This is a genomic window from Massilia alkalitolerans DSM 17462 (genome assembly GCF_000427785.1).
GTDB classification, from domain to species: domain Bacteria; phylum Pseudomonadota; class Gammaproteobacteria; order Burkholderiales; family Burkholderiaceae_D; genus Telluria; species Telluria alkalitolerans.
On sequence record NZ_ATYR01000031.1, the window covers coordinates 1 to 14,196 of the forward strand.

Annotated in this window: 13 protein-coding genes; 11 read left to right on the forward strand and 2 right to left on the reverse strand. The window is 55.3% G+C overall.

Annotation, left to right across the window (positions count from 1 at the left end):
• The 11 genes from YWC_RS30435 to YWC_RS30450 all read left to right on the forward strand — a co-directional run.
• Positions 1-252: integrase core domain-containing protein (locus YWC_RS30435; protein WP_036215568.1), on the forward strand; the 252-nt coding region annotated here is incomplete at its 5' end.
• Positions 253-2,746: 2,494 nt separating this feature from the next.
• Entirely contained in the window at positions 2,747-2,887 is a 141-nt protein-coding gene (locus YWC_RS33905; protein ID WP_229413168.1) for a hypothetical protein, read from the forward strand.
• A 28-nt stretch (positions 2,888-2,915) separates the two neighbouring features.
• Positions 2,916-4,217, forward strand: a complete 1,302-nt coding sequence (locus tag YWC_RS0122785; RefSeq protein WP_229413169.1) for a TolC family protein — start codon at positions 2,916-2,918, stop codon at positions 4,215-4,217.
• A gap of 13 nt (positions 4,218-4,230) precedes the next feature.
• Entirely contained in the window at positions 4,231-5,622 is a 1,392-nt protein-coding gene (locus YWC_RS0122790) for a multicopper oxidase family protein (protein WP_027867466.1), read from the forward strand.
• Between the two features lie 95 nt (positions 5,623-5,717).
• Positions 5,718-6,065, forward strand: coding sequence for a copper-binding protein (locus YWC_RS0122795; protein WP_027867467.1), 348 nt, complete (start codon positions 5,718-5,720; stop codon positions 6,063-6,065).
• A gap of 94 nt (positions 6,066-6,159) precedes the next feature.
• Complete coding sequence (locus YWC_RS30440; protein WP_084416539.1) at positions 6,160-6,774, forward strand: DUF305 domain-containing protein; 615 nt, start codon at positions 6,160-6,162, stop codon at positions 6,772-6,774.
• A gap of 88 nt (positions 6,775-6,862) precedes the next feature.
• A complete protein-coding gene (locus YWC_RS0122805; RefSeq protein WP_027867468.1) occupies positions 6,863-7,291 on the forward strand; it encodes a YybH family protein in 429 nt (142 codons plus the stop codon).
• Between the two features lie 23 nt (positions 7,292-7,314).
• Entirely contained in the window at positions 7,315-7,683 is a 369-nt protein-coding gene (locus YWC_RS0122810) for a copper resistance CopC family protein (protein ID WP_027867469.1), read from the forward strand.
• Positions 7,684-8,583, forward strand: coding sequence for a CopD family protein (locus tag YWC_RS32280; RefSeq protein WP_027867470.1), 900 nt, complete (start codon positions 7,684-7,686; stop codon positions 8,581-8,583).
• A gap of 186 nt (positions 8,584-8,769) precedes the next feature.
• Complete coding sequence (locus YWC_RS30445) at positions 8,770-11,190, forward strand: heavy metal translocating P-type ATPase (protein WP_156923849.1); 2,421 nt, start codon at positions 8,770-8,772, stop codon at positions 11,188-11,190.
• Positions 11,191-11,197: 7 nt separating this feature from the next.
• Positions 11,198-12,589, forward strand: a complete 1,392-nt coding sequence (locus YWC_RS30450; protein WP_229413170.1) for a hypothetical protein — start codon at positions 11,198-11,200, stop codon at positions 12,587-12,589.
• 138 nt (positions 12,590-12,727) lie between these two features.
• Here the strand turns inward: YWC_RS30450 and YWC_RS32285 are convergent, their stop codons facing one another.
• Entirely contained in the window at positions 12,728-13,021 is a 294-nt protein-coding gene (locus YWC_RS32285) for an H-NS histone family protein (RefSeq protein ID WP_084416540.1), read from the reverse strand.
• A gap of 192 nt (positions 13,022-13,213) precedes the next feature.
• Positions 13,214-14,173, reverse strand: coding sequence for a CDF family Co(II)/Ni(II) efflux transporter DmeF (gene dmeF, locus YWC_RS0122835; RefSeq protein ID WP_156923854.1), 960 nt, complete (start codon positions 14,171-14,173; stop codon positions 13,214-13,216).
• Positions 14,174-14,196: the final 23 nt, after the last annotated feature.

The window sequence follows — 14,196 nt, forward strand, 5'->3', positions numbered from 1 at the left end:
GAGCCTTCTGTGGGCAGCAAAGGCGACAGCTATGATAATGCCCTAGCCGAGACCATCAACGGGCTCTACAAGGCTGAGTTGATCCACCGCCGTGCTCCTTGGAGAACACGTGAAGCCGTTGAACTGGCCACGCTGGAATGGGTTTCCTGGTTCAACCACCACCGCTTGCTGGAGCCGCTCGGTTATATACCGCCAGCGGAAGCTGAGGCAAACTATTACAAGCAGTTGAGCAGTCAGGCTGTTCCGGCCTGACTCACACTAACCGGCCTCCACGAAAGCCGGGGCGATTCAGTATCAAGGCCTGCCGCGTGTTTACAATTACTTGCTACGGTAGTGTCCGCGAACGTACGTTCCATCACGACGTGTGTAACCGCTAACGTGTGTCGTCTTGGGCCTTAGTGTTGCTGAGCTGATGTCGCCATAGCAGGACCCATTCTCAGCGCAAGTCGGCCCGGCTGCGACTGGTAACACGACTGTTTCGACTGCGTCAGGGCCCAGGGCAGTTGGCGCCTTAGGTTTGGTTGACGCGCTCTTCGCCGTTTCAAAAGAAGCCTGTTGGCCACCTGTAATGTAGGTGTCGCGAGTGCGGGCGTGGGGCGAGCTTGAACTACGTCCCGGCGCCGACGATAGTGACTCCGAAGTCCTGACCGTATGAACACAGCTGCTGTACCCCTTCTGGCAGTTATACGCATTTCGGCGTGAAGCGGATTCCGTAACGGTCGTACGTTGGACGTCAGTGAGGATGCTCGCATCGCATCCAGAGTATCCGCTGTTGCAGCTGTGGAAATTGCGGGTACGACCTGACGCATCGACTTGTGCGCGCTGTGCTGCAGTCAAAAGCGCCGTATCGCACCCTGAGTAACCTCTATCGCAGCTGGCGAAATTTCGAGCCAGGGCCGAGAGCTTAACTTTGTCATGCTGCTGCTGTGTCAGCAGTGTCAGGTCGCAGGATGAATATCCGCTATCGCAGCTCCGAAAGTTTCGGCTGTGCTGGGATTTGAGCACTTGTGTCTGCTGTGCTGTCGTTAGTAAAGATTCGTCACAGCTGCTGTAACCGCTATCGCAGCTCCGAAAGTTCCTAGCCAAGGCAGAACTGTGAACCTGTGTTCGCTGAGACTTAGTCAGCAGGGCCAAGTCACAACTTGAGTATCCACTGTCGCAAGAACGGAAGTTTCGTGCGAGGGTTGATTGACGGACTCGCTCGAGTTGCGACCCGTTTAATAAAGATATATCGCAGCTTGAATACCCGGCCTCGCATGAGCGAAGGTTCTGGCTGACTTGTGACTCTTGAGCACCAGCTTGCGTCCATACAAGCAGAAGCAGGGAAAGCCAGAGTCGGATGAGGGTCGTCATGAAAATACCGTAATGTTGTGGTAGCGCAAAAGTATATATTTTCGTAGCGTATTGATACTGCCTTTTTTTGTAAATCTGGCAATGACACGGCGCCGGGGCTTGGCAGACGCAACTATTTGTTAAGTTCAGTGCGATTTCGCTTGACCTTCCTGTTGTGGGAAGGTGTATCTTGGATTTGTGTCACCTTGACGGTGAAAGAGCTCGTGCTACACTTTCGACCAATGAATCGAACCCTGAAAACCTACGTACTATGGCTGCTAATCGCCGTGATGCCTTTCCAGGCATTTGCAGCGAATGTGCTGCGGGCGTGCGGTTCAAGTCATCAGAGTATGAGCATGGTCGCCAGCGCGATGGACCACGGTAACGTATCAGATATTTCTGACGGTGCAGGCATGGACCAACCGTCCGGCCAGGATGACCATTGCCCAGAGATGGCGTCGTCTAGCAAACAGAGCAGCGATACGTCCACAAGCATCAAGCATGGGTCGTGCAGTGCTTGTGCTGCTTGCTCTGTTGGGGCCTTCGCTCCCCCTCAGCTGTTGACCTTCAAACCTTCCTTCAGTAACGCTGAGGTCTATGAGACCTTCGGCTCTACATTTGTCGGCGGATTCATCCCCGACAGTCTCGAACGTCCCCCCCGGCCCTTCGCCGTTTAATCGTTTTCGGTAGCAACGACGCGCGTACTCGCTCGTATTTCGTTGTGCTTTTGTCGCGCGATACTACTGCGCGCCTACTTTCGATTTTGGGACAACTATGTTTTCAAAGCGTTTTGTTGCCGCTACCGCGGCAGCCGTAACTTCGCTCGTGTCCTTTGCGAGCGAGCCTCCAGTTTCTCTTAAGGTCGCTGACCCAGCTGCCCAAGTTCCGCAAACGTCGTACACCTCGGTTTTGTCGACATACACCCCAGTGAGGGAGAGTAACGTCTCACCTGACAAAGTATGGCGAGAGGCTAACGCTACAGTTGCAAGCGAGGGCATGCATGGGGAAGCTCATGGGGCCGAATCTCCGGCGCCGCAAGATGCTAGCGGCCACTCTGGGCACACGATGCCGGCCCAAGGTGTAAATCCAAGCGCTAGCCCGAGCCGCGCAACACCAGCTGCACCCGCTGGCCAGGCGTCCCATGCCGGTCATCAAATGCCAGCTCCAACAGCCTCTCCAGCGACGTCTAATGGCCAACCTGCCGCTGCAGCGCATACGGGCCATCAAATGGCGCCAACTCCAAAGCCAGACCCACACGCAGGTCATCAGATGGCACCAGCTCCAAAGCCCGACTCGCATGCTGGGCATCAGATGGCACCAGCTCCAAAGCCCGACCCGCATGCTGGGCACCAGATGGGCCAGCCGAAGAAGCCAGCCAATGCGGCTAGCGCAGCACCTGCGAGTGGAGCAATGAATGACGCTGCGCATGGGCAGCATCAGCAACCTCAAGAAAAAGGAACCAGGAAATGAGGCCTCTGAATATCACACCTGCTTTGAAGACTTCTGGCCTCCTTCTAGCGATATCAGTTTTGGCCGGGTGCTCGACGCTGTCTAGCGACGGCGGAGCAAGTGACGTCTCAACGTTGACGAAACCGCGGACCGGCTTCGGAGTCTCGGCAGAGCGCAACGACAAAGATGCGCAGACTAGCACTACTGAAGTCTCGAAGCTGTTGTCGCCGCCGCTGACACCGGACAGCGCTGTACAGATTGCCCTGCTCAACAACCGCGGCTTCCAGGCGTCACTGGCGGAGCTGGGCGTATCGGAAGCCGACTTCGTTCAAGCCGGCCGGCTGCGTAACCCTGGTTTCTCGTTTAGCAAGATGCGGGGCGTCGACACTACTGAAATCGGACGTAGCGTCATGTTCGATTTGATTGGCCTCCTGACTCTTCCAGTTCGAAGCACTATCGAACGCGGCCGGTTTGAACAAGCGAAGCTGGTCGCAGCGTCAGAAGCCGTCCGCTTAGCTAGCGAAACTCGCCGGGCTTACTTCAACGCTGTAGCGGCTGCTCAGGCAGAGAAATTCATGAGCCAAGTAGTAATTTCAGCCGAGGCTGGAGCTCAACTGGCGCAAGAGCAGGCGAAGGTTGGTAACTCTAGCAAACTGGACAGGGCACGCCAGCAGGCGTTTTATGCCGAAGCAACGACGCAGTACGCCCGTACCCGCCACGCTGCGACGGCTGCACGTGAACAACTCGTGCGGTTACTCGGCCTCTGGGGTTCAAACATCAACTTCAAAATTCCTGACCGCTTGCCGGACCTGCCGCAAAAGCCGAATGAGCCTGGTGCGCTTGAGGCAATGGCGATGGAGCAGAGGCTCGACATTCAGTTTGCCAAACGAGATGTCGAAGCTACTGCTCGGTCGCTGGGCCTGACCAACGCGACGGGCTTCATCAATGTCCTTGACGCTGGATATGCCAATAAGAGTACGACGGGCGCACCTCGCGAAAACGGCTACGACATATCACTGGAGCTGCCCATTTTTGACTGGGGCGGGGCACGACGGGCTCGTGCCAAGGCTACCTACATGATGTCTCTCAACCGCACCGCTGACACTGCCATTCGAGCGCGCTCGGAAGTGCGCGAAGCGTATTCGGCGTACCGGACTACTTACGACGTCGCCAAGCACTATCGCGACGAAGTCGTCCCGTTGAGAAAGCAAATTTCGGACGAAGTTCTTCTCCGCTACAACGGCATGCTTGCCAGCGTGTTCGAGCTTCTGGCCGATGCACGCGACCAGGTGATGAGCGTGAACGGCGCCATTGAAGCGCAGCGCGATTTTTGGATTGCAGAGACCGACATGCAAGCAGCTATCAATGGCGGCGGCGGGGCTGTTTCGCAAGCAGTGACGGCAAGTTCAAGTTCTGCGCCAGCAGCACAACATTAATTGGAGAGTTGAGATGGTTTCACGTAGAGATTTATTCACCGGTGCAGCAGCCTTGGTCGGGGCCGGGGTAGTCAGCCGTGTTGGCGCAGCGTCCCTCCCAGAAGCGGTAATCATTCAAAGTGCTTCCACACAGGTGCCGCCGCCTCCACCAAACGGGCGCCCGTACAACCCAGTGGTGACGCTCAACGGTTGGTCGCTCCCCTGGCGTATGAATAACGGGGTAAAGGAATTTCACTTGGTTGCTGAGCCCGTCGTACGTGAATTCGCACCGGGCATGAAAGCGAACCTCTGGGGTTACAACGGCGCTTCACCAGGGCCAACCATTGAGGTAGTTGAAGGCGACCGTGTTCGAATTTTCGTGACGAACAGGCTCCCTGAGCATACCAGTGTGCACTGGCATGGTCAGCGCCTGCCTAACGGCATGGATGGCGTTGCCGGATTGACGCAAAAGCCAATCCAGCCCGGTAAGACGATGGTCTATGAGTTTGAAGCGAAACGCCCGGGCACCTTCATGTATCACCCGCATGCGGACGAAATGGTGCAAATGGCTATGGGGATGATGGGATTTTGGGTAACTCATCCGAAGAATCCCAACTTCATGAAAGTCGACCGCGACTACGTATTCCTCCTCGGTAGCTACGACATCGAGCCTGGTAGCTTTGTGCCAAAGACATCGACGATGTTGAACTTCAATTTATTTACGTTTAACAGCCGAGTGTTTCCGGGAATCGATTCAATGGTCGCGCGCCAGGGCGAGCGCGTGCGCATTCGTTTTGGCAACTTGACGATGACCAATCACCCGATTCACCTGCACGGCCACGAATTCGAAGTAACTGGCACGGACGGCGGCTGGACTCGACCGGAATCGCGTTGGCCAGAAGTGACTGTCGACGTCGGCGTGGGTCAGATGCGCGCTATCGAGTTTGTCGCAAGTGACCTGGGCGACTGGGCATTCCACTGCCATAAATCTCACCACACCATGAATGCAATGGGACATGACGTTCCCAACATGATTGGCGTATCTCAGAGCGACGTCGCGAAGAAGATTAGCTCAATCATTCCGGACTACATGGCCATGGGCTCGACAGGTGGAGCGATGGGTGAGATGGAGATGCCGCTGCCAGAGAACACCCTTCCGATGATGGGGGGACAAGGACCCTTTGGCGGAGTTGAAATGGGCGGCATGTTCACTGTGATGAAGGTTCGTAAAGACCAGAAGCGAGGCGATTACAGCGACCCGGGTTGGTACAAGCACCCTGCTGGAACTCTAGCGTATGAATGGAATGGTGCCCCGCCTGAAGCTACCAGGAACACCTCAGCCGGCGGGCAGTCTATGCCTGCAGGTAAGCCTGCTCAGAATGTGGAATTTAACGTCCGTAAACCATCGGGCCATTCGGGGCATTGACCTCAAGCGAAGTGACTGAGTTTGAGCGTAGTGAATCGTGTGTAACTGGCAGTTCGAAATGGGCTGCTAAACCTAAATCAAAGAAGAGATATCGAATGAAAATCGCAAAAATCGTTGCCAATGTCGCCGCCACAGTTGCTCTCCTCGCTTTCAACAGTGCGATGGCGCAGTCTCACGACCATGGAAATCACGCGCCCGCGGCAGTCGCAGGTCAAGAACTGGCACTGTCGGAAGGCGAAGTCAAGAAAGTCGATAAAGACACCGGGCGTTTGACTATCAAGCACGGTCCACTTGAGAACCTTGGTATGTCCGGGATGACTATGGTGTTCGGTGTAAAGGACGTTTCAGCACTCGATACGCTCAAGGCCGGCGACAAGATTAAGTTCGTCGCTGAAAGGCTTGATGGGCGCTTGGTGGTGACCCAGTTGGTGCTTCAAAAATAAGTGAGGGAGGTAGGAGGCGTCTGTGTCTGAATCAGCATCGGCGCTAGGTGTATGTAATCGGGTGAGTACTCTTGCAACCAACCAAGGAGTAAATATGAAAATCTCGAAAATCGCACTAGCCGCAATCGCCGTGATTGCGCTGTCTGCTAACGCGGCACCTCAGCATCAAAGCGGCGCACACGGTGCCGCTGGGCATGACATGACAAACATGCAGTCGATGCACAAGAGCTCGCCGAACGCGGCTAAGGCGCCGTATGAACTGCAGTTCCTGGACACCATGGCGATGCACCATCAGATGGCTATGCACATGGCCAGCCTGGTCGAAACTCGTTCTGCTAGCGAACACCTCAAGGGTATGGCTAAGAAGATGATGGCCGAGCAGGAGAAAGAGATTGCGCAGCTCAAGGGTTGGAAAGAGCAGTGGTATGCCGGCAAACCAGATGCAGTAAACATGAAGATGCCAGGCATGTCCGAGTCGATGAAGGGAATGACAGGCGACAAGCTAACGTCGGCGAAGGGCGAGCAGTTTGACCGTATGTTTGTGGACATGATGAGTCAGCACCACAAAGGCGCAATCAAGATGGCGCAGACCGCGGCACCAAAGCTCGAGCACGCCGAAGTTAAAGAGTTCGCAAACAAGCTCGTCGAGATGCAGAAGAAAGAAGTGGCACACATGGCAGAAATGAAGAAATCTTCGGCGAAGAAATAAGACGCTGCAGCTGAGCGAAGAGCCGACAAGCCTGTCAGCGATGAATGGCTTGTCGGGTCGTCCCCTACAACTACCAACCTATAAATCTATGCGTAAAACACTGTTTGCCATTGCTATCTCGGCCGCATCGCTTCAGGCATTCGCAGCAACGCCGCTTGAAACGTTAACTGCGTTTCATGCGGCACTGTCCGCCGGAAAGGCTGACGCAGCAACCGTTTTCCTCTCCCCAACCATCAACATTTTCGAGTCCGGTTACGTCGAGCGCTCCCGCGATGAGTACGCTGGTCACCATCTTCCTGGCGACATCGCGTTTGCCAAGGCCACAAGTCAAACGGTCGTGCGACAGAACGAAAGAGTTGAGGGAAATATCGCCATCGTCACACGTGAAACGGAAACAAAAGGCAAGTTCAAAGGGACCGATGTTCACTCGTTTGGCACCGAGACTGCCGTATTGGAAAAGCAGGGTGACAAGTGGGTCATCACGCACGTTCACTGGTCTTCCCGTAAAGCCAAATAACCAATCACCTACATAGAGGCAATATGAAAACCCTTCAAAAAATCGTAGCAGCCTGCGTTTTTACAGCAGCCACCATTGCGGCCCCATTTGCCATGGCGCACGCGAAACTCAGTACCTCGAACCCGACGCCAGGGGCGGTCTTAGAGACAGCTCCTGCCGAAATTACCCTGACTTTTAATGAAAAAGTCGAGCAGGCGTTTAATACTGTGACGTTGACTTATACGGATGGGAAGGTCATCGCAACCGACAAGGCGAAGGTCGACGTCAGCAACCCCAAAATTGTGCGACTTCAAACCAAGGGTCTGTCCACCGGTACTTACACCGTTAAATGGGCTGTCGCCGGAAACGATGGTCACCGTCGTACGGGAACTTTCTCGTTCTCGGTGAAATAAATGGATAGTGTCCTGGGTCTACAGGTTGGGTCAGCCATTTTCCTGAACGTTGCGTTCGCTTGGCTTGTAGGTTCATGGCTCGCACGCCGCTGGATGTTGGCAGCCGGTGTTTCGAAACCGGACACCGAACGCCTGCTAGGTTCAGCTGACATCTTTGCTGGAACACTGGGAGTGTTGGCAGGCTGCGCGGGTCTATGGGCTTCCGCCGCAGTCATGGGTGGTGTGAGCCTGGCGGAAGCTAAGGACCTCGTGTGGCAGATGTTGACCATGACGAGTATCGGACGAGCTGGCTATATTTCGCTTAGTGCTCTAGCGCTCGCACTCGCGATTCGCGCCTATCGTTCAACGGCCGCATGGCGTGAGTGGGCAGTGCTTGCGGCATTAGGCGTCTTTGCGTTTGTACGCGCATCGATGGGCCACGCTGGAGAGAACGGTTACTGGACTATTCCTTTTGCAGCTGAGGTAGTTCATCTAACTGCTATGGGAGCATGGACCGGCCTTGTGTTTGTCTCAGCTTGGAAGGCGATGGGAGCCGACGCGCTCCAAGACGATTCGAATCGGATGGGTGGATATCTCGAGGCGATGTCGGTAGCGGCCACTGTTGCAGTCATCGCGATTTTTGCCACGGGATTATTTAACTCATGGCACAGGGTTGGCACCGTGGACAACCTTCTTGGCGGCACCCTCTATACGACGGCGCTTTTGGTAAAGGTCGCTCTAGTTGCAGTGGCTTTGCTACTGGGCGGGTACAACAAATTTTTCGGACTGGCCCTTGCGCGGAACTCAGCGCATGGTCTTGCGCGCGTGAAGTTGGCACTAACGATAGAAAGCATTGTTTTACTTGCTGTGTTGTTCGCTGCGGCTGTTTTGACTGCGCAACAGCCGCCAGCTGCCATGTGAGTGCTAACCGTCCAAATATTGCATATTTCTGAGGTATTTGCCAGCTTAAGAATGCTTGACCTTCCCATTTTTGGAAGGTCCAAAGTGCACTGTGAATGAGCTATCACGCGTAGATACGCAACTCTGCCGCACACCTTCTAGTAGTGCTGCAGCTTCGGACGACATCACGAACATTGAGAGGCGACCATGGCTGAGCGTAAAGCGACACACGACCATATGGCGGGAAACGGCCACCACCACGCGCATAGTGCGGAGTCCACGCGCCTTCCAGACCAGGCATCGGACTCAAAGCCATTTGTTGACCCTGTATGCGGGATGAAGGTTGGACAGAACCCCGAGCGTGAGATTTCGTTTGAGGGCGAGGTATATCACTTCTGCAGCGCAAAATGCATGGTTAAGTTTAGGGCCGCTCCAGAGAGCTATTTAGCCCCAAAGAACTCAGCCGAGGTGCGCCTACAGGAAGCACCGGCAGGGACAATTTTTATCTGTCCGATGCATCCTGAGATTCGACAGCCTGCGCCGGGAAATTGCCCGATTTGCGGTATGGCGTTAGAGCCTGAGCTCCCGTCGTTGGAAGATGAAGAAAATCCAGAGCTGGTCGACTTTCGCCTGCGCTTCTGGTGGACGCTACCACTGACAGCAGTTGTCTTTGCGCTGGCAATGTTCGGCCATATGCTTTTCCCGGCAGGCGTAGCGGGACAGAACTGGATTGAGTTAGCGCTAAGCACACCGGTAGTTCTCTGGGCCGGCTGGCCATTCTTTGTGCGATGGTTCCAATCCCTCATACGCATGCGCCCGAATATGTGGACGCTCATTGGCTCAGGGGTCATGGCTGCGTATGGCTACAGCGTCGTTGCCACTTTAGCCCCAAGCGCTTTCCCAGTTAGTTTCGCGAGCCACGGTCGTATCGGTGTGTACTTCGAGGCGGCGGCAGTTATCGTTTCGCTGACGCTCCTTGGCCAAATCCTCGAACTCCGTGCGCGCTCACAAACTTCTGCTGCCATCAAATCGTTGCTGGGTCTGGCTCCCAAGACCGCAAGACGCATTGCTTCGGACGGAAGCGAGGAAGACGTTCCACTTACCCATGTACACGTTGGGGATTCCCTCCGGGTTCGTCCAGGTGAGAAAGTCCCGGTAGACGGAGTGGTGTTGGAAGGGGCGAGCGCGGTCGACGAGTCGATGCTGACAGGCGAACCCGTGCCCGTAACAAAAAGACCTGGCGACCGGCTGATAGGCGCAACTATCAACACAAGCGGAAGCCTTGTAATGACCGCGGAGAAGGTCGGGTCAGAAACGATGCTGTCGCAGATTGTCCAGATGGTTTCGCAGGCTCAGCGGTCTCGCGCGCCAATGCAGCGCCTGGCTGACTCGGTTGCCGGATACTTCGTTGTCGTCGTGGCAGCAATCGCGGTTATGACCTTTGTGGTCTGGGGGCTGTTTGGTCCCGAACCAAGCTGGGTTTTTGGATTCGTCAATGCGGTAGCAGTGCTCATCATCGCCTGCCCATGCGCGCTCGGCTTGGCCACCCCGATGTCAATCATGGCCGCGACCGGCCGTGCGGCAACGCAGGGTGTTCTCTTCCGCGATGCTGCAGCTATCGAAGACCTTCGGAAAGTGGATACCCTCATTGTAGACAAGACGGGAACGCTAACGGAAGGGAGGCCGGCGTTTAACACCGTTGTCGCGGCGCAAGGATACGACGATGAGTACGTCCTGCAGCTCGCCGCGAGCCTCGACCAAGGCAGCGAACATCCGCTAGCTCACGCTATCGTGGCTGAGGCAAAGAGCAGAGGGATTTCGCTCTCGAAGCCTGAGTCCTTTGAGTCAGCCAGCGGTATCGGGGTGACAGGCGTCGTAGAGGGAAAACGTGTTGCTCTAGGCAATACGGCACTGATAGAGTCTTTGGGCGTAGCTTGGGCCGGCCTTACAGGACATGCTGAGACTCTAAGAGCCGAGGGTGCCAGCGTAATGTATTTGGCCGAGGACGGCACGCTCGTAGGAATCTTGGCGGTATCCGACCCCATCAAAGCGACAACGACAGAGGCGCTGACAAATCTGCGTAACGATGGGATTACTGTCGTGATGGCTACCGGGGATGGAATCACAACGGCGCGCTCGGTTGCCTCGAAACTCGGGATAGACGAGTTCCATGGCGAAGTAAAGCCTCAAGACAAGCTGGCTTTGGTAGACAAGCTGCAGAAGCAGGGGCGGGTGGTTGCAATGGCTGGCGACGGCATCAATGATGCGCCGGCGCTCGCCAAAGCAAATGTCGGTGTAGCCATGGGTACGGGGACGGATGTGGCTATCAACAGTGCCCACGTCACCCTCGTGAAGGGAGACCTACGCGGCATTGCAGTCGCTCGCTCCATCTCTGTACAGACAGTGCGAAACATGTGGCAAAACCTCGGCTTTGCCTTTGTCTACAACGCGCTCGGAGTTCCACTGGCAGCTGGAGTGCTCTATCCCTTCACTGGACAGCTGCTGTCGCCGATGATTGCCGCTCTCGCCATGAGTCTTAGCTCGGTCTCAGTAATCACTAACGCTTTGCGTCTTCGAGGACAGGTGGCTCCGGCGAGTACCCGCGCCATGAACTCACATCAAGGATAGGACGCACATGCGACACTCAGACATCGTTAGCGAGAACCAAGTGAGCGCCTCTTGCTTGTCCAAGTTGCAAGCAGAGCAGCTCAACAGTTCCTGCTTCTGCAGCAGCCTGGACAAGTCTGTCTTGAAGGCGGCACTGTCTGGTGAAGTGCACGACGACACGCTTTTTGAGTTGATAGAGGAACGATGTCCGTTCCTGTTCTCGGCACGGCCAGTGTTTATTTCACAGACCCAAGCAGACAGAATCAAGGAGGTAGTTGCGGCGCTTGAGTCAGTCATCAGGCTTCCCGCATACAGGGAGCTCATACTGGCCGATGCGCCAGACATCGCCAGGATAGGCACCTGCGGTGTACAGGGCGTATTTTTCGGATACGACTTCCACCCTGACGGCGAGAACCTCGGCCTCATTGAAATCAACACGAACGCCGGAGGCGCATTGCTTAACGCCGTTATGGCGAAAGCGCATCGAACCTGCTGCCTGGACGATACGCAACTGGCACAGGCGGTTTTTTCGGGCGCTACGTTCGAGGACCAGATAGTTCAGATGTTCAAGTCGGAATGGGCCGCTGCAAGACCAGCCGCGCCTCTACGAACCATTGCGATAGTAGACACGCAACCTCATCAACAATACCTCTATCCGGAGTTTCTTCTCTTTCAACGACTGTTCGCCAGGAACGACATCAATGCCGTCATCGCAGACCCTGGTGAACTTGCGTTCAGAAACGGAGCACTGTGGTGTGGTGAGCTGAAGATTGACCTGGTCTACAACCGACTTACTGACTTCATGCTTGAAGCGCCCGAGTCGCGCCCTTTGCATGACGCCTACTGCGAGGATGCCGTCGTACTCACCCCGCATCCTCAAGCTCACGCTCTCTACGCAAACAAGCGAAATCTCACCATTCTGAGCGATGCCACAGCACTGGAAGCTCTCGGTGTGCCCCAAGCGACGATTGAGATATTGGTTGCTAACGTGCCGTCCACGGAGAGCGTATCGACAAGTAACGCTGAACGATTGTGGAACGAGCGCCGCAACCTGTTTTTCAAGCCTGTCGCCGGGTATGGAGGAAAAGCTGCTTACCGGGGCGACAAGGTCACAAAGCGGGTTTGGCAGGAAATATTGGCAGGCGAGTATATCGCCCAGCGGGTTGTTGCTCCGGGCATGCGAGTCTCCGGCACGGCACATAGTCCCGAAACGTTGAAGTTTGACTTACGCAGTTACGTTTACGACAGCAAGGTTCAGTGGACCGCAGCGCGCGTCTACCAAGGCCAAACTACGAACTTCAGAACCCCGGGCGGCGGCTTTGCGCCTGTCTATACTCTGGCTGACAAAGACTTGGCCGCGGAGTTGCTTGAGATTAGAGCAGCTGTGAGTGAGAGCTGCTGCGCTAGTGACTGTAAGTGACCAGGCGCAGCGCTGATGAGCAATGGACGAATAGCTGACTGGGACGTCATTAAGGCAGGGCAGAAGTCTTACCTTACGCTTTAAAAGCACATGAGTTCACACGTGCCCCAGTGAAAATCTACACGAGCGCGGGTTACTTCACTTGATAAGGAATTCTTCCTTATTTCTGCCGCTGAGCCAACGAGGCGCGCGGCCACGGCCTGTCCAGGTTGCTCCAGAATCTGGGTCGCGGTACTTGGCTTGAACCGTTCCCTTCTTCTCCGCCGACTTTGTCTTCTTGTTTGATTCGGCGAAGTCTAAGGGCGAAAGTTTATGTGCATCCATGAGCTCACGAACTTTGCGACGAGCTTCAACGAGTTCATCTTGGCGTGCTTGCTCGGCGAGCGCCTGCAATTTTGCGATTTGTTCCTGATATTCTTGATAGGTAGGCATAGAGGACCTTTGGTGGTATGTAATAGTCAGCAATTTACCACGCCGGAGCTTTAGCGAAGTAAACCCTTGCCGTCGCCAGTCGCACCGCTTGCGATGAGTTAAGCCGAGTGTTCCTCATTGTTCTCAGGCTTCGAAAAAGCCTACACGCCAGTTCAACTGGCACGAGGTGCTTTGGCACTGGCAAAGTCCTGCTTATGAACGATAGTTCAACTCAATTGTCGAATGAACTATCTCCTCGTGTATCGAAAGCTGCTCGCGCACTCTTTCCGCAGTAAGGGTTGGGTCACGCGTGACCACGCTCAATGCGCAAGAGTAGCCTTGCCGGCCGACTCGCCACACGTGGAGGTCGACAATCCTAGTATCGCTATTTCCTGCGTTCGCTTCGACTACCTCACGAATCTCTTCGACCACTGGGGCGTCCATCTCGCGGTCGAGCAGAACCTTACCGGACTCTTTCATGAGGTTCTTAGCCCAAATCGCAACTAGGACGGCGCCCACGATACCCATTGCTGGGTCCAGCCAGGCCCATCCAAACATCCAACCGCCCACAAGCGCGGCAATCGCGAGTACCGAGGTGGCGGCGTCAGCGACAACGTGGATATACGCCGACTTCAGATTTAAGTCGTGGTGATTGCCATGGTCGTACGCGTCATGGTGGTCGCCGCCGTGATGGTGGTCATGCTCTCCATGATGGTGGTGTGCGCCTCCCAAGATAACAGCACAGACGACATTCACGACAAGTCCAATGACCGCAATGATGATTGCTTCGCGATAGTGAATTGGCGCCGGCGAAAAAATTCGCTCGACTGAGCTGACCGCCATCAAGACAGCGATGCCAATCAGAGAGACCGCGCTAGTATACCCGGCCAAGATTTCAATCTTCCAGGTTCCAAACGCGAATCGAGGGTCATTCGCGTATTTGCGGGCAGCTGAGTACGCGAAAGCACTAAGCCCGATTGCGAGGGCATGCGAGCTCATGTGCCACCCGTCCGCAAGCAGTGCCATCGAATTTAGCCACCAGCCAGCGACGATTTCGATAACCATCATCACTGCAGTAATCCACATGACTATTCGCGTTCCGCGCTCACCCGCCTGGCTACCCTTGTCGAAATTATGTGTGTGAACCCATGGGGAGAGGTCGTCGTTCTGCAGGCTAATCTTCATGGCGTTTGTGT

Excerpts from the sequence above, each read along its gene's own strand:
- YWC_RS33905 (WP_229413168.1), top strand. The coding sequence starts at position 2,747 with ATGACGCTGCGCATGGGCAGCATCAGCAACCTCAAGAAAAAGGAACCA.
- YWC_RS0122790 (WP_027867466.1), top strand. The coding sequence starts at position 4,231 with ATGGTTTCACGTAGAGATTTATTCACCGGTGCAGCAGCCTTGGTCGGG.
- YWC_RS0122795 (WP_027867467.1), top strand. The coding sequence starts at position 5,718 with ATGAAAATCGCAAAAATCGTTGCCAATGTCGCCGCCACAGTTGCTCTC.
- YWC_RS30440 (WP_084416539.1), top strand. The coding sequence starts at position 6,160 with ATGAAAATCTCGAAAATCGCACTAGCCGCAATCGCCGTGATTGCGCTG.
- YWC_RS0122805 (WP_027867468.1), top strand. The coding sequence starts at position 6,863 with ATGCGTAAAACACTGTTTGCCATTGCTATCTCGGCCGCATCGCTTCAG.
- YWC_RS0122810 (WP_027867469.1), top strand. The coding sequence starts at position 7,315 with ATGAAAACCCTTCAAAAAATCGTAGCAGCCTGCGTTTTTACAGCAGCC.
- YWC_RS32280 (WP_027867470.1), top strand. The coding sequence starts at position 7,684 with ATGGATAGTGTCCTGGGTCTACAGGTTGGGTCAGCCATTTTCCTGAAC.
- YWC_RS30445 (WP_156923849.1), top strand. The coding sequence starts at position 8,770 with ATGGCTGAGCGTAAAGCGACACACGACCATATGGCGGGAAACGGCCAC.
- YWC_RS30450 (WP_229413170.1), top strand. The coding sequence starts at position 11,198 with ATGCGACACTCAGACATCGTTAGCGAGAACCAAGTGAGCGCCTCTTGC.
- YWC_RS32285 (WP_084416540.1), bottom strand. The coding sequence starts at position 13,021 with ATGCCTACCTATCAAGAATATCAGGAACAAATCGCAAAATTGCAGGCG.